The organism is Salinicola avicenniae (assembly GCF_023736115.1).
Classification (GTDB): domain Bacteria; phylum Pseudomonadota; class Gammaproteobacteria; order Pseudomonadales; family Halomonadaceae; genus Salinicola; species Salinicola avicenniae.
In genome coordinates this window covers 288,968-306,308 of sequence record NZ_JAKQZC010000001.1, presented here as the reverse complement: position 1 = coordinate 306,308, position 17,341 = coordinate 288,968, and the positions used below count along the sequence as shown (strand labels likewise).

General features: G+C 65.0%; 18 protein-coding genes. 11 read left to right on the top strand and 7 right to left on the bottom strand.

The annotated features are described in order from the left end of the window. Positions 1–23 precede the first annotated feature (23 nt). Positions 24–1,454, bottom strand: a complete 1,431-nt coding sequence (locus MC381_RS01345; RefSeq protein WP_251975921.1) for a cytochrome ubiquinol oxidase subunit I — start codon at positions 1,452–1,454, stop codon at positions 24–26. Between the two features lie 389 nt (positions 1,455–1,843). Here MC381_RS01345 and MC381_RS01340 point away from each other — a divergent pair, with 389 nt between their 5' ends. Then, positions 1,844–2,683, top strand: coding sequence for an inositol monophosphatase family protein (locus MC381_RS01340; RefSeq protein ID WP_251975920.1), 840 nt, complete (start codon positions 1,844–1,846; stop codon positions 2,681–2,683). A 100-nt stretch (positions 2,684–2,783) separates the two neighbouring features. On the opposite strand, the gene MC381_RS01335 is transcribed toward MC381_RS01340, so the two are convergent. Then, positions 2,784–3,842 (bottom strand): SDR family oxidoreductase, encoded by a 1,059-nt coding sequence (locus MC381_RS01335; RefSeq protein WP_251975919.1) that lies wholly within the window; start codon positions 3,840–3,842, stop codon positions 2,784–2,786. A 148-nt stretch (positions 3,843–3,990) separates the two neighbouring features. Between MC381_RS01335 and MC381_RS01330 the strand changes: the two genes are divergently transcribed. Together MC381_RS01330 and MC381_RS01325 are read left to right on the top strand one after the other, a co-directional pair. Further along, positions 3,991–4,938, top strand: coding sequence for a LysR family transcriptional regulator (locus MC381_RS01330; RefSeq protein WP_251976357.1), 948 nt, complete (start codon positions 3,991–3,993; stop codon positions 4,936–4,938). A 293-nt stretch (positions 4,939–5,231) separates the two neighbouring features. Next, positions 5,232–5,660 (top strand): organic hydroperoxide resistance protein, encoded by a 429-nt coding sequence (locus MC381_RS01325; protein ID WP_251975918.1) that lies wholly within the window; start codon positions 5,232–5,234, stop codon positions 5,658–5,660. Between the two features lie 72 nt (positions 5,661–5,732). Here MC381_RS01325 and MC381_RS01320 read toward each other — a convergent pair whose 3' ends face one another. Then, positions 5,733–6,131 (bottom strand): RcnB family protein, encoded by a 399-nt coding sequence (locus MC381_RS01320; protein WP_251975917.1) that lies wholly within the window; start codon positions 6,129–6,131, stop codon positions 5,733–5,735. A gap of 138 nt (positions 6,132–6,269) precedes the next feature. Continuing rightward, the gene (locus MC381_RS01315; RefSeq protein WP_251975916.1) at positions 6,270–6,659 is read right to left on the bottom strand and encodes an RcnB family protein; all 390 of its coding nucleotides are present in this window, start codon (positions 6,657–6,659) and stop codon (positions 6,270–6,272) included. A gap of 153 nt (positions 6,660–6,812) precedes the next feature. Between MC381_RS01315 and MC381_RS01310 the strand changes: the two genes are divergently transcribed. The 4 genes from MC381_RS01310 to nfsA all read left to right on the top strand — a co-directional run bounded on the left by MC381_RS01310 (position 6,813) and on the right by nfsA (position 10,241). Then, a complete protein-coding gene (locus tag MC381_RS01310; protein ID WP_251975915.1) occupies positions 6,813–8,024 on the top strand; it encodes an MFS transporter in 1,212 nt (403 codons plus the stop codon). Between the two features lie 90 nt (positions 8,025–8,114). After that, positions 8,115–8,771 carry a glutaredoxin 2 gene (grxB, locus tag MC381_RS01305; RefSeq protein WP_251975914.1) on the top strand — a complete coding sequence of 219 codons (657 nt, stop codon included), beginning with the start codon at positions 8,115–8,117 and terminating at the stop codon, positions 8,769–8,771. 103 nt (positions 8,772–8,874) lie between these two features. Further along, on the top strand, positions 8,875–9,438 hold the full coding sequence (locus MC381_RS01300; RefSeq protein ID WP_251975913.1) for a DUF924 family protein: 564 nt from the start codon (positions 8,875–8,877) through the stop codon (positions 9,436–9,438). An 80-nt stretch (positions 9,439–9,518) separates the two neighbouring features. Then, entirely contained in the window at positions 9,519–10,241 is a 723-nt protein-coding gene (gene nfsA / locus MC381_RS01295) for an oxygen-insensitive NADPH nitroreductase (protein WP_251975912.1), read from the top strand. Between the two features lie 169 nt (positions 10,242–10,410). Here the strand turns inward: nfsA and MC381_RS01290 are convergent, their stop codons facing one another. Both MC381_RS01290 and MC381_RS01285 read right to left on the bottom strand, forming a co-directional pair. Beyond that, positions 10,411–11,013, bottom strand: coding sequence for a LysE family translocator (locus MC381_RS01290; RefSeq protein WP_251975911.1), 603 nt, complete (start codon positions 11,011–11,013; stop codon positions 10,411–10,413). Then, entirely contained in the window at positions 11,010–11,738 is a 729-nt protein-coding gene (locus MC381_RS01285; protein ID WP_251975910.1) for an alanyl-tRNA editing protein, read from the bottom strand. Before MC381_RS01285 ends, MC381_RS01290 begins: the two co-directional genes overlap by 4 nt. A gap of 120 nt (positions 11,739–11,858) precedes the next feature. Between MC381_RS01285 and MC381_RS01280 the strand changes: the two genes are divergently transcribed. Continuing rightward, positions 11,859–13,256 carry an aminotransferase-like domain-containing protein gene (locus MC381_RS01280; protein ID WP_251975909.1) on the top strand — a complete coding sequence of 466 codons (1,398 nt, stop codon included), beginning with the start codon at positions 11,859–11,861 and terminating at the stop codon, positions 13,254–13,256. 31 nt (positions 13,257–13,287) lie between these two features. Here MC381_RS01280 and MC381_RS01275 read toward each other — a convergent pair whose 3' ends face one another. Continuing rightward, on the bottom strand, positions 13,288–14,286 hold the full coding sequence (locus MC381_RS01275) for a D-2-hydroxyacid dehydrogenase (RefSeq protein WP_251975908.1): 999 nt from the start codon (positions 14,284–14,286) through the stop codon (positions 13,288–13,290). Positions 14,287–14,525: 239 nt separating this feature from the next. Between MC381_RS01275 and MC381_RS01270 the strand changes: the two genes are divergently transcribed. The 3 genes from MC381_RS01270 (at position 14,526) to MC381_RS01260 (ending at position 17,326) form a co-directional block, all read left to right on the top strand. Next, complete coding sequence (locus MC381_RS01270; protein WP_251975907.1) at positions 14,526–15,359, top strand: hypothetical protein; 834 nt, start codon at positions 14,526–14,528, stop codon at positions 15,357–15,359. An 87-nt stretch (positions 15,360–15,446) separates the two neighbouring features. Continuing rightward, on the top strand, positions 15,447–16,010 hold the full coding sequence (locus MC381_RS01265; protein WP_251975906.1) for a histidine phosphatase family protein: 564 nt from the start codon (positions 15,447–15,449) through the stop codon (positions 16,008–16,010). A gap of 131 nt (positions 16,011–16,141) precedes the next feature. Then, entirely contained in the window at positions 16,142–17,326 is a 1,185-nt protein-coding gene (locus MC381_RS01260) for an ABC transporter substrate-binding protein (RefSeq protein ID WP_251975905.1), read from the top strand. The last annotated feature ends 15 nt before the right edge of the window (positions 17,327–17,341 follow it).

The window sequence follows — 17,341 nt, the reverse complement described above, 5'->3', positions numbered from 1 at the left end:
ATTCCTCGAATCTGTCCGATGGCTCAGGCGGTTTGCGCGGCGGTGTGATCGGCCTGACCCGCAGGCGCCATGCCGTCGTTGTCGTGCGGATCGAACGCGACCGGCGAGTTCACGTCGGGGCCGTGGCGGCAGATCTTGGCCAGGAAGTGGATCGTGCCGAGCGTGACGCCGATCTCGAAGATGGCGAAGCCGACGAACCAGAAGATCGCCAGTTCCGGCGACATGTGGCTGACCCCGTCCTCGGTGCGCATCAGGCCGTAGACCACCCACGGCTGACGGGCGATTTCACGCGTCCACCAGCCGGTCCAGATCGCCAGATAGGGCAGCACGCCGGCGACGACGACAGCCTTGAGGAACCATGTGTTTTCGGTGACGCGCTCGACGGAGAGACGCCCCCGCGCGGCGAGCCATGCGCCCCACAGCGCCAGCAGCAACAGTACGCCGCCGATCGCCACCATCACGCGGAACGAGTAGAAAGTTGCCGCGATAGGCGGACGATCCTGCTGATCGAACTCGTTGAGGCCCTGAACGGCGCCGTCCCAGCTGTGCGTTTCGAGCAGGCTGAGCACGTGGGGGATGGCGATCGACCAGCCCATGCCGTCATTGTCGGCGTTGGGCCAGCCAATCACGTTCCAGCTCGAATTGACCGAGCCGTCCGGGTTGTGGGTCTCGTAGTGGCCTTCCATCGCCGCCAGCGCCGCCGGCTGGGTCTCGGCGACGGTCTGACCGAGTTCGTCACCGACCCAGACCTGCACGGCGGCCACGAAGATCAGCGAGAGAATCGAATACTTCAGCGCGCGCTGGAACAGCGCCACGTGGCGGCGCTTGAGCAGGAACCAGGCAGAGACCGCCGCCACGAAGCAGATCGACAGCTCGACGGCGGCGATCAGCATGTGCGGGAAGGCGGTCAGGAAGTGCGGGTTGAGGATCGCCTCACCCCAGTCGACCACGTGGAAGACACCGTCGCGCAGCTCGACGCCGGTCGGCGACTGCATCCAGGAGTTGGCACACAGAATCCACATCGCCGAGAGCGTCGAGGAGATCGCCACGTTGGCCGTGGCAAAGAGGTGCATGCGCTGGCTGATGCGCCCCCAGCCGAAGATCATCAGGCCGATGAAGCCGGCTTCGTACATGAAGGCGGTGATCGTCTCGTAGCCCAGCACCTGACCGAAGAACGGCCCGGCGGCCTGGGAGAACGGCCCGTAGAGAATACCGAAGGCCATCTCCATGGTGACCCCGGTCGCCACACCGGCGCCGAAGTTGACGATGAAGAGCCGCTCGAAGAAGCGGCAGAGGCGATACCAGCCTTCGTCTTTGCTGCGCACCCAGCGCCACTCCGCGAAGAAGAGCAGCATGGCGAGTCCGATGGTCAGCGGCGGATAGATGATATGAAAGGTCGTGATCCACGCGAAATCGATTCGCGAGATCAACGTGGAAAGATCGGCCGCATTCACGGTGTTCTCCTCATCCGGCGGCAGGGCCGCCGTTCATGGCCCGACAGGGCCTCCAGCAAACACTCGGTGCGGACAACCTCGTCCGGCAGTGCGCGGGCGAGGCGGGTTCGTCTCGGAAGGTTGGAACCCACCAGCAGTCTCGAGACTTCCCCGACCGCACCGATACGATTAGGCCGGTAATGATTCGGATATCGGGGCACCAATACAATGCTCGGACCGGGCTTTCCGCTGCGACATATCGTCAGCGGCAGCATGTCGCAAGCCTTAAGGGAAGTTAGCGCACGCGGACATGGTAAAATCGGAAAGCCGCGAGCCACCGCCGGCCGGGGGCCACGCGAGCCTCGGCCATTTCGGTTACCCTTGAAGCTCCATCCTTCAAGGAGCGCCCCATGCCAGCCAGAGCCCTCTCCCTCGAGGCACAGCACCACCTGATCGAGATCGTGCGCGACGCTGCCAAGGCCGAGATCCTGCCGCGTTTCCGCAATCTTTCCGATGAGGCGATCCGCTCGAAGAGCGCGCCGGACGATCTGGTGACGGATGCCGACCAGGGGGCAGAGCGGATGATGACCGCGGCCATCCAGGCGCAGTGGCCCGATGCCACGGTACTTGGCGAGGAAGCGGTGGCGGCCGGCGATGCCGATCTGGGAGCGATCGCGGGCGCCGAACTCGCCTTTATCATCGACCCGGTCGACGGCACCTGGAACTTCGCTCGCGGACTCAACCAGTTCGGCGTGATCCTGGCGGCGACGAGCTTCGGCGAGACGATCTTCGGGCTGCTCTACGACCCGCTGGCAGATGACTGGATTGTCGCGCGGCATGGCGAAGGCGCCTGGTTCGGCCGCCCCGACGGCACCGAGCGGCGTCTGCAGGTCTCGGACACGACCGATTTCGGCCAGATGGTCGGCTCGACCTCGATCCGCCTCTTCCCCAAGCCGCTGCAATACCAGCTGGCCGCCACCTTCCCCGACTTTCAGCGCATGATGGCCTTCGGCTGCGCCTGCCACGAATACCGCACCATGGCCTTCGGGTTCGTCGACTTCATGCTGACCGGCAAGCTGATGCCGTGGGACCACGCCGCCGGCCTGATGATTCACGCCGAGGCGGGGGGCTATTCGGCGCTGCTCGACGGTACGCCCTACGCGCCGACGATCCATGAAGGCCGCGTGCTGGCCGCCAGCTCACGCGCCCATTGGGAGCAGCTGCGCGACAAGTTCAGCTTCCTGGTTTGAGCGCGATCCGCGCGTTGGCACCCGCCATGACGACAAAAACCGGCGCCCCAGGGGCGCCGGTTTCTGTTACCTGCAGTTAGATTGCGACCACTCGGGCCGATCAGGGAATAAGTTTCTCGGCCCGCAGGCGGTCGAACAGATCGAAGAACGCGCCACGTGTCTCGCGGAAATGGTCGAAACCGAAGTCGCGCGACTTGGTGGTGTCGTTGACGCACTCCTGATCGCGGCCGAGGTCGGCGTCCGTATGCCACCAGGAGGCGAGCTGGGTCACGTCCGGTTCGACCAGGTCATGCTTCTCGGCGATCTCGCGCCAGGTGGATTCCGCGCCCGCCATCTGCATCTCGAGCGGCTGCGGGGTCTCCGGGCAATCCGGCACCTCGAGACCAAAATAGTCGCCGATCTCGCGCCACATGCGGCGCCAGCGGAAGACATCGCCGTTGACCGTATTGAACGCCTGGTTGGCGGCACCCGGCGTGGTGGCGGCCCACTCCATCTGGCGCGCCAGCACCAGCGCATCGGTCATGTCGGTCAGGGCGTTCCACTGGGTCTGCGAGCCCGGGTAGACAAAGGGCCGGCCGGTTTCCCGACAGATCGAGGCGTAGACGGCAATCGTGGTGCCCATATTCATGGCGTTGCCGCGAGCATAGCCGATCACGGTGTGCGGGCGGTGCACGTTCCAGTCGAAGCCCTGCTGTTCGGCCGCTTCGAACAGGACGTCTTCCAGCGCATAGTAGAAGTTGTCTCCCGGCACCCGGGGCTCGGATTCGCGGAACGGCGTCTCGATGCGCCCGCTGCCATAGGCCTCGAACGAACCGAGATACTGCTTGGTGCCGGTGACCAGAGACGCGTGCTGCAGCGGCGCCGCTTCGAGCCCGGCGAACAGATTGCGCATCATCTGGCTGTTGGCCTCGACGTTGGCCTTCTCGTTGTCGCGCCGGATCCAGGTGCAGTAGAAAACGTGGCTGATCGGTAGCTCGGCGAGCGCCTCCTTCGTCTGCTCGGCGTCGAGCAGATCGGCGGTGACCGGAATCACGCCGCTCTGTTCGGTTGCCCGGCGCGACAGGCCATAGACTGTCCAGCCGCTCGCGACCAGATAGGCGGCCAGATTGCCGCCGGTGATGCCAGTTGCGCCAACGACCAGTGCGGTACCCTTTTGCATGATTGCCTCCGTGACGATTACGCCTTTGCGATTTGGCTTCGGTCGCGCCGAAGCGATGACAGCAGTCTGGTCACGCCTCACCTTTGCTACAATCACAAAATTCGCAAATCTTTATTGCACAAGGCGCAACTCGATGACGATCAACCATCTGGATCTCAATGCCTTGCGCGTCTTCGAGCGGGTCGCTGCCACGGGCAGCTTCACCGCGGCGGCACACCACTTCCACCGCGCGGTCTCTTCGGTCTCGCGCCAGATTCGCGGGCTGGAAGAGGCCCTCGGCCAGCCGCTCTTCTACCGCCACACGCGGGCCGTCACGCTGACCGAAGCCGGCTGGCGCTACTACGAGGAAGTTCGCGAGATTCTCGAACGGCTCGACCTGGCGAGCGAGGCGCTGGCGCATCCCGATACCGAACCCAGCGGCGTGCTGCGCATCAATGCGCCGGTCGCCTTCGGCCAGCGTCGAATCGTGCCGCTGCTGCATCGGTTTCAGCGCCGGCATCCCGCGCTGCAGGCGGAACTGCAGCTGGACGACCGCGTGGTCGATCCGGTCCGTGAGGGGCACGACATCACCTTCCGCGTCGGCGACCTGTCCGATTCGTCACTGGTCGCGCGCCGGTTGGCGCCGATGCACTATGTGGCCGCGGCCGCGCCCCGCTATCTGGAAGCGCACGGCGCACCGGCTACGCCGGAGGCGCTGGCCGCGCATAACTGCCTGCTCTACCAAGGCGAGCTGGGGCGCCAGCGCTGGTATTTCCAGGCACCGGGAGAGCGCGCCTCGACCCCTCACGAGGTCGCCGGCAATCTCTACAGCAACGACGCCATCAGCCTGCTGCAGGCGGCGCTGGCAGGCCAGGGGGTCGTTCTCTTCCCGACCTGGCTGATCGCCGATGAGCTTGCGGCCGGTACCCTGGTGGCGCTGCTCGAGAGCTGGCGCGGCGAGGTAGTGCCCGGGCAGCGAGATATCCACGTGCTGACGACCGAACGCCGACGGCGAACGCGCAAGGTCCGCGCCTTCCTCGACTACCTCTTCGACACCTTGCAGCCCATCCCCCCCTGGGATCGCTGGCAGGAAAAACGCGATGCGGAGACGTCCTGACTCAAACGTCCCGACTGAAAAGCCCTGTCTCAAGATTCCTGTCTAATGCCCCCTGTCTAAAGCCCCCTGCCCCAAAGATCCCTGTCTCAAAGTGCTGTCATCTCAAAGTACCGTTCATCTCAAAGTGCTGTTCAAGAAGCCCGCGCCAAAGCCTACCCGACAGGCCAGAAGCCCTGGTGGAAGCGTATGCATGCGGCGAACGCCGACAAATGGACTATGGTGGGGAGAACCGATACAAAGCGACCCGGCGTACCACCCGGGGGCTTCACGCTACACCTGACAGGAGAATGACGATGTCGCTGGAAAAAGTCCTCTATCGCGCCCAGGCCAACGTGACCGGCGGCCGGGATGGCCGCGCAACGGCCGATGACGGCGCGATCGACCTCAAGCTATCCACGCCCAGGGAGCTCGGCGGCGCCGGCGGTGACGGCACCAATCCGGAACAGCTCTTCGCCGCGGGCTACTCGGCCTGCTTCATCGGCGCGCTCAAGCTGGTCGCCTCGCAGGAGAAGGCCACGCTGCCGGCAGACACCGCGATTACCGGTGAAGTCGGTATCGGCCCCGTCGGCGGCGGTTTCGGCATCGAGGCCACCCTGACGGTCAAACTGCCCGGCATGGACAAGACGCAAGCCGAAGCGCTGGTCGAGATGGCGCATCAGGTCTGCCCCTACTCCAACGCCACCCGGGGCAATATCGATGTGACGCTCAACGTCGAGGTGTAATCCCTGTCACGACAACGGCCCGATCGCCGGTAGCGGTCGGGCCGTTGTCGTTTGTGCGAAGCGCCACTTGCCTCAATGGCCCAGCACGATCGCGGTAATCACGCCGGTCGCGACGGCGGCGAGAACATAGTCACCGTCGATATGCAGCCAGCGGTGGCCCCGCGGCGGCGGTGAGAGATGTCGGGCATGCCAATCGCGCACCCAATAGCGGTCATCGTGGTAATAGTGGCGGGAGAGATGGCCACCTTCGTGCCACCCGTGATGATCGAAATCACGTCCACCGTGCCCCCGGTGATCATCACCATGATGCGCCTGATGATGGTGACCGCCCCCATGGCCCTGGTGCCCCGGCGGCCCACCGCCATGATGTCCATTACCGTGTCCGTTGCCATGGCCCGGGTTGGCCTGGGCGACTCCAGACAGTCCCAGCGATGCCACCAGAAGCGGAAAGATCCAGCGCTGCGTTTTCATGTCGATCTCCTTCCGCGCCGCTGTCGAGCGCGGTGAGGGGATGAGTGTCGATAGAGGATACCGACGCCCGATCATCGACCGGGCGACAACGATAAATAAGACTCAGCGAGGCGTCGAATCAGCCTCGTGCTCCGTTGGCTAGTGGCCGAGAATGATCGAGGTGATCACACCGGTCGCGACGGCGGCGAGAACATAGTCACCGTCGATCTCGAGCCAGCGATGGCCATGCGGCGGCTCCGGCAGATCATGACCGCGCCAGTCCTGCACCCAGTGACCCTCACCGCGATAGCGATCGGGCACATGGTCGCCTTCATGCCAGTTGGGCGGTCCGCCGCGGCCATTACCGGGCTCGCCCTGTTCCTGTCTTGGGTCATGGCCATTACCGTGACCCTGAGGGCCACCTTGGCCTTGCTGATGCTGCGGTCCCTGGCCGTTGCCGGGGCCTCCCTGACCGGGGTTGGCCTGGGCGACGCCGGCGGTGGCCAGCGTCGCGACGATCAAAGATGCCATCAATGTGCGTGTTTTCATGTCGACCTCCTGACGGTCCGCCCTGATTGACGATGGGACACAGCATGAATCAAAAATTGGAAAACAGCGTTCACTAATTGTGAAAGTGGCGTCTCCGTTTAGCATGCTAATATCGCTCATCCAACCTCCTTCTCTCTCGACGGACCGCCGCCCGTGACAACCGCCGCTACCGAGACGACGCCCTCCACGCCTTGGCCCACCATAGTGCTGCTGGCGCTGACCGCCTTCTGCGCGGCCGCCACGCAGCGCATTCTCGATCCGATGCTGCCCAAGGTCGCCGAGGTGTACACCACCTCGCTCGCTGCCGCGTCATGGGCGATCACCGCGTTTGCTATCGTCTATGGCTGTCTGCAATTGGTGCTGGGGCCAAGCGGCGACCGCTACGGCAAGCTGCGGGTGATTGCGCTGTTTTCGCTGCTGGCCGCAGTCGCGAGTCTGCTGTGCGCGCTGTCGGGGAGTCTGGCCACGCTGATCGCGGCACGCATGCTGGCCGGCGTCGGCTGTGCCGCGGTGATTCCGCTGGCGATGGCGTGGATCGGCGACAACGTCCCCTACGCGCAGCGCCAGGCCGTGTTGGCGCGATTTCTGATCGGGCAGATCTGCGGGCTCGCCTGCGGCCAGACCTTCGGTGGTCTGGCAGCGGAACAGACCTGGTGGCAGTGGCCGTTTCTCGCCTATACGCTGCTGTTCGCCCTGGCGAGCGGCCTGTTGTGGCTTCGCGCCGCTCGCCACGAGCGCCCCAAGGGCCGCCGAGACGAGTCGCTGGCCGTCAGTCTGCGCGCCGTACTCAGCCAACCGTGGCCCCGCGTGGTACTGATGGCCGTCTTCTGCGAGGGCGCCGTCGTGTTTTGCGGTTTCGCCTTCGTCGCCAGCCATCTGCACGTAGTCGGCCATCTGCCGCTGGCCCAGGCCGGCATGATTCTCGCCGTCTTCGCACTCGGCGGGCTCAGCTTCGCGCTGTTGGCAAGGCAACTGGTGCCTCGGCTTGGCGAGGCCGGGCTGTGCCGAATCGGCGGCATGATGATCGCGACCGCGATTGCCGCCATCGCGCTGCGGCCGACCCCACTGGTGGCCATCATCGGCTGCTATCTGTTCGGGCTCGGTTTCTACATGCTGCACAACACCTTGCAGACGACCGCCACGCAGATGGCCCCCGAACGTCGCGGCGCCGCCGTCTCGCTCTTCGCCACCGCCTTTTTCACCGGCCAGTCGCTCGGTACCGCCGTCGGAGGCGCCATCATCGGCTTCTACGGCACGACGCCGACCCTGGGGTTGGCCGCTGTCGGCGTGCTGCCGGTCGCTTTCGGCTTTGCGGCGCAGGTGCGTCGGCGTCAAAAAACCATGGCAGCGGAGGTTGCCGGTTAGAGCGCCATTTCTCTCTGCGAATTCGCGCCCGCTTTTCTACGCTGAGTCGTGTAGAGACAGAGCCAAACCGCTATTCAGGGAGAGAAGACGATGCGCCTTTATATCTACGATCACTGCCCGTTTTGCGCTCGCGCCAGGATGATATTCGGGCTGCGCGACGTGCCGGTCGAGGTGCAGACGATGCTCTTCGACGACGGTGAAACGCCGACCCGACTGGTCGGCCAGAAGGACGCGCCGATTCTCGAATTCGACGAAGGCGGCACACTGTCGGATACGCAGCAGATTGTGCGCGGCATCGACGACCAGGCCGAAGGCGTCAAGGTGATGGAAGGCCCGCAGAATCCGGAGATCGAGCGCTGGGTCAAAGCGGCGAGCCCCACCATTTTCAAGCTGTTCGCGCCGCGCGTCGTGGAGGCCCCGCTGGGCGAGCTGGCAACACCGGAGGCCGCCAGTCAGTTTCACGCGCACATGACAAACATGGTGGGTGACCTTGAGTCGCTGAAAGAACAGACTGCGCCGCTGCTCGTGGAACTGGAGCGCTGGCTCAACGAACTCGAGCCGCTGATCCAGTCGCCGGAGGCGGTCAATCAGGTATTGTCGCTGGATGACATCACGCTCTATCCGGTACTGCGGCATCTATCGCTGGTCGAAGGCGTCAAATATCCGCCCAAGGTCGACGCCTATCGCCGCGCCATGGCCCAGCTGTCGCGCGTACCGCTGCATGACCAGCCGATCGACCCGAGCTGATGCTTCCCGCTGTCGGGCCGCGCTATGCTGAGCCGCCATCGCTACCCGACAGCGCGGCACGCCGCCGATAAGCGGAAAACCTGTATGGAGAGTCCAGCACGCCATGTTCGACCACAACGCACGACCGCCTTCGTTTCAGACCGTGCTCGACTTCTGGTTCGATGAGTTAACGCCGAAGCAGTGGTTCGCCAAGGACGCCGACCTCGATCGCACGATCGCCGAGCGGTTTGCCGACACGCTGGCAGCCGCCGCCAACGGCGAGATGTGGATATGGCGCCGATCCGCGCAGGGCCGGCTGGCCGAGGTGGTCGTGCTCGACCAGTTCTCGCGTAACATCCACCGCGATACCCCGCTCGCCTTCGCCCAGGACCCGCTGGCGCTGGGCTTGGCGCAGGAAGCGATCAGCGCCGGTCACGACATGGCCCTGCCGGTATCGCAGCGCATTTTTCTGTATATGCCGTTCATGCACAGTGAGTCGCTGCTGATTCATGGCGAGGCCATGCGGCTTTTCAATCAGCCCGGCATGGAGGAGCAGCTTCGCTTCGAGCAGCGACACCGGGACATCATCGAGCGCTTCGGCCGATACCCGCACCGCAACGCCATTCTCGGCCGCCAGTCGACACCGGAAGAGCGCGAATTCCTGGCTCGACCGGGCTCGTCGTTCTGAGTTTTCTTGAGCCCGCGAACTTTCTTTTCCGTCTTCAAACGCGCGATCATGCGCCTCTCGAATTCAGCAGGAGTCAACGCATGACCCCCACGATCGATCTGCTCAAGAGCCACCGCTCGATCCGCGCCTTTACCGCTCAGCCGATCAGCGATACCCAGCGCGAAGCGATCATCGACGCCGCGCAGAGCGCATCGACCTCGAGCTTTCTGCAGTGTTCATCGATCGTGCGCATCACCGATCCGGCCATGCGCGATACGCTCGTCGAGCTGACCGGCGGCCAGAAGTGGGTCGCCCAGGCGGCGGAGTTCTGGGTCTTCTGCGCCGACTTCCATCGTCATCTCGAGATCTGTCCGGAAGCCGAACTGGGGCTGGCCGAACAGCTGCTGCTAGGCTCGGTGGATACCGCAATGATGGCGCAGAACGCCATGGCCGCGGCGGAATCGCTGGGGCTAGGGGGCGTCTTCATCGGTGGCCTGCGCAACAATATCGGCGCCGTCACCGAGCTGCTCGAACTGCCGAAGTTCGTACTGCCGCTGTTCGGCTTCTGCATCGGTTGGCCGGATGCCGAGCCCGACCTCAAACCGCGGCTGCCGCACAAGATGCTGGTACACGAAAACCGCTACCAACCGCTGGATCGCGAAGCGCTGGCCGCCTATGACGACGACATGCGCGCCTACTACCAGAACCGTGGCAGCAATCAGCGCGTCGAAACCTGGAGCGAACTGATCCAGCGTCTGATCGTGAAGGAGTCGCGGCCGTTCATGTTGGAGTACTTGCACCAGCAGGGCTGGGCCACGCGCTGAAAAAGCGATGATTCCATGGCTGCACGGGCGCTGCGTTTCGTTGCGCGGTGCTCGACGATCTCACCTATACCCCCATAGGCTCGAACGCCTGCGCGCCGTGCGCCTCACGCAGCATCCCGTTCGCCGATGGCTCATCACCTTTTCTGTCTAATCGACACAGCAGTACGCTTCACGTCACGATAAAACCGACGCAGGCGGCGGTGGCGAGCCCCATGAGGCCGTTGAAGACCCGCCAGGCGCGCGGTGTCTTCAGCAGCCGGCCGATGGCCATGCCGAAGCCGGCCCAGCAGGAGATGCAGAAGAAGCCGATGACCTCCATGAACGCCGAAAGCACTAAAGCGTTGATGAGCAGCGGACCGTCGGCGGGCATGAAGCCGGCGATCAACGCGATGCCCATCACCCACGCCTTCGGGTTGACGAACTGGAAGGTCGCGGCCTGCCAGGCGGTCAGCGGCCGGCCGCCCTCGCTGGCGGCAAGATCCGGCGGCGGCGCGGTGGCAATCTTCCACGCCAGATAGAGCAGATAAGCCGCACCGACGATCTTCAGCCCCTGCTGGATAAGCGGGAAGCGCTCGAACAACACGCCAAGGCCCAGCGCGACGGCCATGAACAGCGTAAAGCAGCCCGCCATGATGCCGAAGATATGCGGCAGGGTACGGCGATAGCCATACAGCGCCCCCGACGCCGTCAGCATCACATTGTTGGGACCCGGCGTACCGGTCATCGAGATGGAGAAGAGTGCCACCGAGAACCACCAGCCGAGCGACATCATTGGCCACCTCCCGACTCGGCTGCCCAGGTGAGGGTGAAGCGTCGATTGCGTGCCCCGCGATTCTTGATGCTGGCCACCTGTATCGCGCCGATCTCCGCGGTCGAGGCCACGTGAGTCCCGCCGCAGGGTTGATAGTCGATCTCGCCGATACGCACCATGCGAATGTCGCCCGCCCCTCGAGGCGGCGCCACCGACATCGTCTTGACCAGCTCGGGGCGCGCCTCGAGTTCGGACTCACCGATCCACTCGCTGGTCACGGGATAGTCGGCCTCGATCAGCCCATTGAGACGCGCGGTGAGTTCATCCTTGTCGAAGCTCGCGTCACCGAGATCGAAATCGAGCCGACCCCGCTCGGCGCCGATGCTGCCACCGGTGACGCCGTGCGGCACCACGACCGATAGCAGATGCAGCGCCGTATGCATGCGCATGTGGGCGTGCCGTAGCGGCCAGTCGAGCTTTTGCGTCACGCTCTGACCCACCACCAGGCCATGGTCCGGATCGAGCCGATGTAGAACCGTGCCATTTTCGCCCTTGCGCGTGTCATGTACCGCCAACTCGCGGCCATCGGCGGCAATGAACGATCCACGGTCACCTGGCTGCCCGCCACCCTGCGGATAGAACAGCGTCGCGTCGGTGATCACCGTGCCATCCTCGGCGACCATCACCACCGTCGCCAGGCTTTCACGGGCATGGGGAAGATCACGGAACGTCAACGCGGTTGCCATCGGACACCTCATCAGTTGGACTCAAATCGTATGGGTACAATTAATTGACATTGCGGCGAAAAAGCCGAACAATCCGAGCATAAACCGATAACTGACGCGGTCAACGCGATTTTTGTCACCATGACAATCTGGATTCCCGAACTCTCCGGGCAGGGCCCGCGCTACCGCCAGCTGGCCGAAGCCATCGCCGATGCCGTCGCCGACGGCGACCTCGCCCCCGGTACCAAACTGCTGCCGCAGCGGCGCCTGGCCGATGCCCTCGGCGTGACCGTCGGCACCGTGACCCGCGCCTATGCGCTGGCAGAACAGCGCGGCATCGTCACCGCCCGTGTCGGCAGCGGCACCTACGTGTGCGAGCCCAACACGCCTTCGGTGGCGTTCAGTCACATCCGCCAAGTGGCACTAGGTAGCACCACGATGGATCTGAGCCTGTCACTGCCGCCGCCGCATCCGCAGCGCGAGGCAGCGCTGGCGCGCGCCATGCAGTCGATTCAGCACGACCCCGAGCTGCTGCGCGCGGCGATCGACTATCAGCCGGAAGCGGGGCAGGCTTGGCAACGGGAGGTGCTGTCGCGCTGGCTGGCGACACTGGGTCGCCCGGTAGCGGCGGAAGATCTGGTGATCAACCAGGGCGGGATGCACGGCATTTTTCTGAGTCTCAGCGCGTTACTGGCGCCGGGGGAACGCGTGGCCGCGGAGCGGCTGACCTATCCTGGTCTGATCAGCGCGCTGCAGCAGCTGTCGCTGAAAAGCGTGGCGGTTGCCCACGATGAAGGCGGGATCGATCTCGAGGCGCTGGCGCGCGCCCACGATCAGCAACCGTTCCGCGCACTCTATCTGATGCCGGACTGCCACAATCCCACCACCGCGAGACTCAGCGAGGCGCGCCGCCACGCGCTGGTGGCGCTGGCGCGCAAACGTCAGTTCTGGCTGATCGAGGACGACATTCACCCACAACTCGACGACGAGGCGCTGACGCCGCTCTACCGGCTGGCACCGGAATGCACGGTGACGCTGTTCTCGGTCTCCAAGCTGCTCGGCGGCGGGCTGCGCGTCGGTGCCATGCGCGCGCCGCCGAGCCTGCATCCGCGGCTGACGGCGGCGCTGCGTGCGCAGAGCTGGATGCCGCCGCCACTGATGGCCTCGCTGGTGTGCCGCTGGATCGAGAGCGGCGATGCGGATACGCTGCTGCACTGGCAGCGCGAGGAGCTCGAATGGCGCTTCGATCGCGCCATGCAGAAGCTGGGCGACTTCTCGCCTCGCGGCCGGCGTGGCGGCTTCTATCTGTGGCTGGCACTGCCCGGCGAGCTGCGCACCAGCCAGGTCGTCGGCCAGTTGCAGGCGCAGGGCGTCAACGTCAGCAGCGCCGAAAGCTTCTGCCTGGGCGCGGTGAGCGCGCCGCAGGCGATCCGCGTCTGCATCAGTGCCGCCGACAGCCGCGAGGCGCTGGAGCGTGCGCTCGAGATCATCGCCGACACCGTCGGGAATCCCGATCCGCTGCTGTGGCAGACGGTCTGAGAGTCAGGCCGGGCGACGCGATCGACGGCGGCTAGTAGCCCAACGCCGTATCGACCCGGTTCTCCAGCGGCCGATCGTCCAGATACCGCTCGACGTTGGCGAAAAAGAAGCGCAGACAGCGCGGTACGTAGTCGGCGTCGTAGAGCCCACTGTGCGGGAGCACGATCAGGTTGCGCGTGCGCCAGTAAGGGGAGTCCGCCGGCAGCGGCTCCTCGGGGAAGACATCCAGCACCGCGCCGCGCAGTTGGCCGGCCTCCAGCCGCTGGGCCAGCGCGGCGACATCCAGCACCGGCCCTCGGCCGATGTTGATCACCCCGCCGTGCGCCGGCATCGCCGCCAGCTCGGCCTCACCGACGACACTATGGGTCTCGGGCGTCAGCGGCAGCGTAATCAGCAGGAAGTCAGCGTCCGCCAGCGCTTCCTTCAACCGGCTCTGCGGCAGGCTGATATCGGCCAGTTCGTGCGCCTTGCCCGAGCGACTGACACCAACCACCTTCAGACCAAGCTGCTTCGCCGCGCGCGCCGCCGCGCTGCCCAACGCCCCCATCCCGAGAATCACCACCGTCTTGCCCTCGATCGGCTCGAGCGCTGCCTGCGCCCACCGCCGCTCTCGCTGCTGCGTCACAAACAGCGGCAGCTGGTTGTTGAGCATCAACAGCGCGGTCATCGAGAACTCGCGCGTGCGCGCCTCGTGATTGCCCTTAGCATTGGTCACCAGCACCTGTGGCGGCAGGCGATCCAGCGGCACCCGATCGACGCCGGCACTGGTGATATGGATCCAGCGCAGCCGGGGCGCGCGGGCAGCGACATCGGCCAGGTCCAGCGCGCCGACCACGATCAGCACCTCGACCTCGGCCAGCGCCGCCTCCAGGTCGGCTTCGTCCTGACTGAAGCTCAACGCGAGCCTCGCCGCCAGGCCCTCGAACTCGTCGCGAATTGCGAGGACCCGCGCCTCCGCGAAGTCACGCGACTGACGGAAATCGGGATCGGTGTGGATATGCAGGCGAAGCGGCGGAACGCAGTGGGTCATGCGAAGTCCTCGAAAGCAGGGGGTTTTTGCAGTGTGCCGCGACGCCAGAAGCGAGACAAATCACGATATAACCAACATGGTACTCAGACCGGGCCGGAATGCATCAGATAGCACCGGAGACCACGCAGGCGCTCTTTACCCTTTTGATTTGACAGGCAATCGTTCATGCTTTGAGCGGCTATCGTCTGAGCCCAACTCGGCACAGTGCGTCTATCCCTAGATATCAGCGAGCCCGTACGATGCCCTCGACTTCACCAGACACAGCCTCCTCAACGATCCCGCTCTTCGAAATCGCCAAGCGTACGATTCAACGAGAGGCCGCTGAAGGCCACGATTACGAAGCTTTCTACGAGGCCTTCCAGGCACGCCAATTCCACATTGTCGTAAAGCCAGTGCAGAACGGGCAGGTGGGTATCGCCTTTGGCGAGACCAATGGCGTAAATAGCCTCATCGCCGGAGGAAACCGCGAGCTAATGCTCGAAAGTCTCGATACCGAAGGGTTGGAGCTACTTGAAGTATCAGGGCTCGCCATCCTGCATCTAACGGCGCAGGAAGAGTTCGTCCTCTGCATCATGGAGAGTCCGGAAAGTGACGACTGGCTATTGCTGACATACGAGCAACTGAATCTGCTGGCACGTATTGCCAATATGCATACAACGCCGAACGAGACCGCCCCAGCGGCAGACGCCCGGCGGCGCCTGTATCCCAAGGCCTTTCTCGATTGGCTGTATCGCTACTGCCGGGACAATGACGATATCGAGCGGTGCTGGTTTGTCATAGCCGCACTCGGTTCTCCCCACAACCTCGACGTCGCCGTCATTCTCGACAGCGGTGGTGATACCTATCATATGGAACGCATTCGCCAGCATGCCCAATCGGCGTTTGTTGCCGGCGTGCATCTCTACGACGAAGCGGCGTTGTCACGCATCGCGCAGAACGAGATTTCTACGACCATTCGACACCATCCACCGCTGTTCGACCGCCGCCACAAACAGCATTTTCTCGCCCGCGGATTGCGGGCACTGAGGCGCCATCCGATCACCTCGCTGCAGATCGATCTGAAACCGGAGTAGCGCAGGTCCCGCACCCGGAGCCGGCAGCATCGGAGGCACCGGGACGCTAGCCTGTCGATAGCCCTTCACGCCCCGGAGATACGCGGCATGCCTCAACCATTCGCCCTCGTCCGCCGCCCTTTCGTGTTTCTGCGCCACGGCCAGAGCACGCGCAATCTCGAACGCCGGATCGGCGGCCAGCACGATGTTCCGCTAACGGCACGCGGCGAGGCGGAGGCAACACAGGCGCGAGCGGTGCTGGGCGACATCGACTGGTCGCTGACGGTGTCGAGCCCGCTGATGCGTGCCCGCCATACCGCCGAGCTGGCGCTGGGCCGCGCGCCCGACCGGCTGCTCGACGGCCTGATGGAGCGCCACTGGGGTGAGCTGGAGGGGCAGCCGATTCCCGATACCATTCCCTACCTGAGCACGCCGGCCGGCGGTGAAGCCTGGGAGACGTTCGTCACGCGTATCGCCGCTACGCTCAACGCGCTGCTGGCAGAAGCCGACACCCCATTGATCGTCGGCCACTCCGGGCTGATCCGGGCGGTGCGCTGGTTGACGACCGGCAGCCCTTCCGGCCCGCGCTCGGCCAACGCGATCCCGCTGTGGATCGCCCCGCAGGGCGACAATGACTGGCTCATCCGAGACTTCGCACGCGACGACCTATAGCGCTGATACGGCGTCGCCTGATGTCAGGCCCGACAACGGCGCCGAACACACCTGAGTAGCCGTGACCCGGCGTTGCCATTTCGGTAGATGTAAATGATAATGATTCCAATAAAACATCTAGAAGAAAGCCGATGCCTGTCTCTTCCCTCCGCCAATATCCGGCTGCCCTTCTCCAGTTCGCGCTTCTCCTGCGCCGCGGTTGGTCATGGCTCGCGCTGCTGCTCAGCGTGGCGGCCGCCGGCCCGGTCGGCGCCGACGACTTCCCGATCACGCTGACCGATCTCGCCGGCCGCCAGGTCACGCTCGAAGCGTCGCCTCGCCATCTCTTTCTCGATAATCCGCGCCACCTGTTTGCGCTGGCCGCGCTGCTGCCCGACCCCGTGGCTCGCTTGAGCGGCTGGCGCGGGTCACTGGCCGGGTTCGACGACGAGGCGCAGCGACGCTTCGAGAGCGCCTTTCCCGCGCTGACCTCGCTGCCGCAGCTCGGGGGCGCCGCCAATGGCCTGGTGAGCGCCGAGGCACTGGCCTCGCTGGCGCCGGATCTGATCGTCGCCGATATCTCGCGCTATGCCGACTGGCAGGGCTCGCCGCGACTGCGCCAGCTCGACGCGCTGGAGATTCCGGTCCTGTTCGTCGATTTTCGCCGGCACCCGCTGGTCGACGGCCCCCGCTCGCTGGCGCTGTTGGGCCGAGCGCTTGGCGTCTCCCCCCGCGCCGATGCGCTGATCGCCCGACTGCAGGCGGCCAGCACCCGCGTCGACGACTGCCTCGAGGGCTTGACGCAGCGCCCGCGCGTGCTGATCGACATCGCGCCCGGACTCAAGGTCGACTGCTGTCGCAGCAACTTCGACAGCGGTCTCGCCGATCTGGTCGCTGACGCCGAGGGCGACAATATCGCCGCCGGCTTCAGCCCCGGCACCGAGAACGTGCTGAGCCCGGAAGCCGTACTGGCCAGCGACCCCGACGTGATCATCGCCACCGCCGCCCGCTGGCGCAGCGACGATTCGGTGCGCGCCGGTTTCGGCGTCGACCCAGCACGGACGCAGCAGGACCTGGCCGCCGTCGTCGCACGCCGTGCCGGCTGGCCGGCGCTGAGCGCGATCAAGGCCGGGCGGCTGCACGCGCTCTGGCACGGCTATCACCAGGGCCCGTTCGCCCCGGTGGCGCTGCAGGCGATCGCCGGTTGGCTGCATCCGCAGCAGTGCGGCGCGCTGGATCCACAAGCGACGCTGACGGCGCTCTATCGGGACTTCATGCCCATCGCCGCCGACGGCACCTTCCAGGCGGACTATGCCTCCGAGGCCGCCCGGCTATAGCGGCAATCCTGCCCT

What these genes read in the sequence shown, in the direction of transcription:
- MC381_RS01340 (WP_251975920.1), top strand. Translation starts at nt 1,844, where the DNA reads ATGCCAGCCAGAGCCCTCTCCCTCGAGGCACAGCACCACCTGATCGAG.
- MC381_RS01335 (WP_251975919.1), bottom strand. Translation starts at nt 3,842, where the DNA reads ATGCAAAAGGGTACCGCACTGGTCGTTGGCGCAACTGGCATCACCGGC.
- MC381_RS01325 (WP_251975918.1), top strand. Translation starts at nt 5,232, where the DNA reads ATGTCGCTGGAAAAAGTCCTCTATCGCGCCCAGGCCAACGTGACCGGC.
- MC381_RS01320 (WP_251975917.1), bottom strand. Translation starts at nt 6,131, where the DNA reads ATGAAAACGCAGCGCTGGATCTTTCCGCTTCTGGTGGCATCGCTGGGA.
- MC381_RS01315 (WP_251975916.1), bottom strand. Translation starts at nt 6,659, where the DNA reads ATGAAAACACGCACATTGATGGCATCTTTGATCGTCGCGACGCTGGCC.
- grxB (WP_251975914.1), top strand. Translation starts at nt 8,115, where the DNA reads ATGCGCCTTTATATCTACGATCACTGCCCGTTTTGCGCTCGCGCCAGG.
- MC381_RS01300 (WP_251975913.1), top strand. Translation starts at nt 8,875, where the DNA reads ATGTTCGACCACAACGCACGACCGCCTTCGTTTCAGACCGTGCTCGAC.
- nfsA (WP_251975912.1), top strand. Translation starts at nt 9,519, where the DNA reads ATGACCCCCACGATCGATCTGCTCAAGAGCCACCGCTCGATCCGCGCC.
- MC381_RS01290 (WP_251975911.1), bottom strand. Translation starts at nt 11,013, where the DNA reads ATGATGTCGCTCGGCTGGTGGTTCTCGGTGGCACTCTTCTCCATCTCG.
- MC381_RS01285 (WP_251975910.1), bottom strand. Translation starts at nt 11,738, where the DNA reads ATGGCAACCGCGTTGACGTTCCGTGATCTTCCCCATGCCCGTGAAAGC.
- MC381_RS01280 (WP_251975909.1), top strand. Translation starts at nt 11,859, where the DNA reads ATGACAATCTGGATTCCCGAACTCTCCGGGCAGGGCCCGCGCTACCGC.
- MC381_RS01275 (WP_251975908.1), bottom strand. Translation starts at nt 14,286, where the DNA reads ATGACCCACTGCGTTCCGCCGCTTCGCCTGCATATCCACACCGATCCC.
- MC381_RS01270 (WP_251975907.1), top strand. Translation starts at nt 14,526, where the DNA reads ATGCCCTCGACTTCACCAGACACAGCCTCCTCAACGATCCCGCTCTTC.
- MC381_RS01265 (WP_251975906.1), top strand. Translation starts at nt 15,447, where the DNA reads ATGCCTCAACCATTCGCCCTCGTCCGCCGCCCTTTCGTGTTTCTGCGC.
- MC381_RS01260 (WP_251975905.1), top strand. Translation starts at nt 16,142, where the DNA reads ATGCCTGTCTCTTCCCTCCGCCAATATCCGGCTGCCCTTCTCCAGTTC.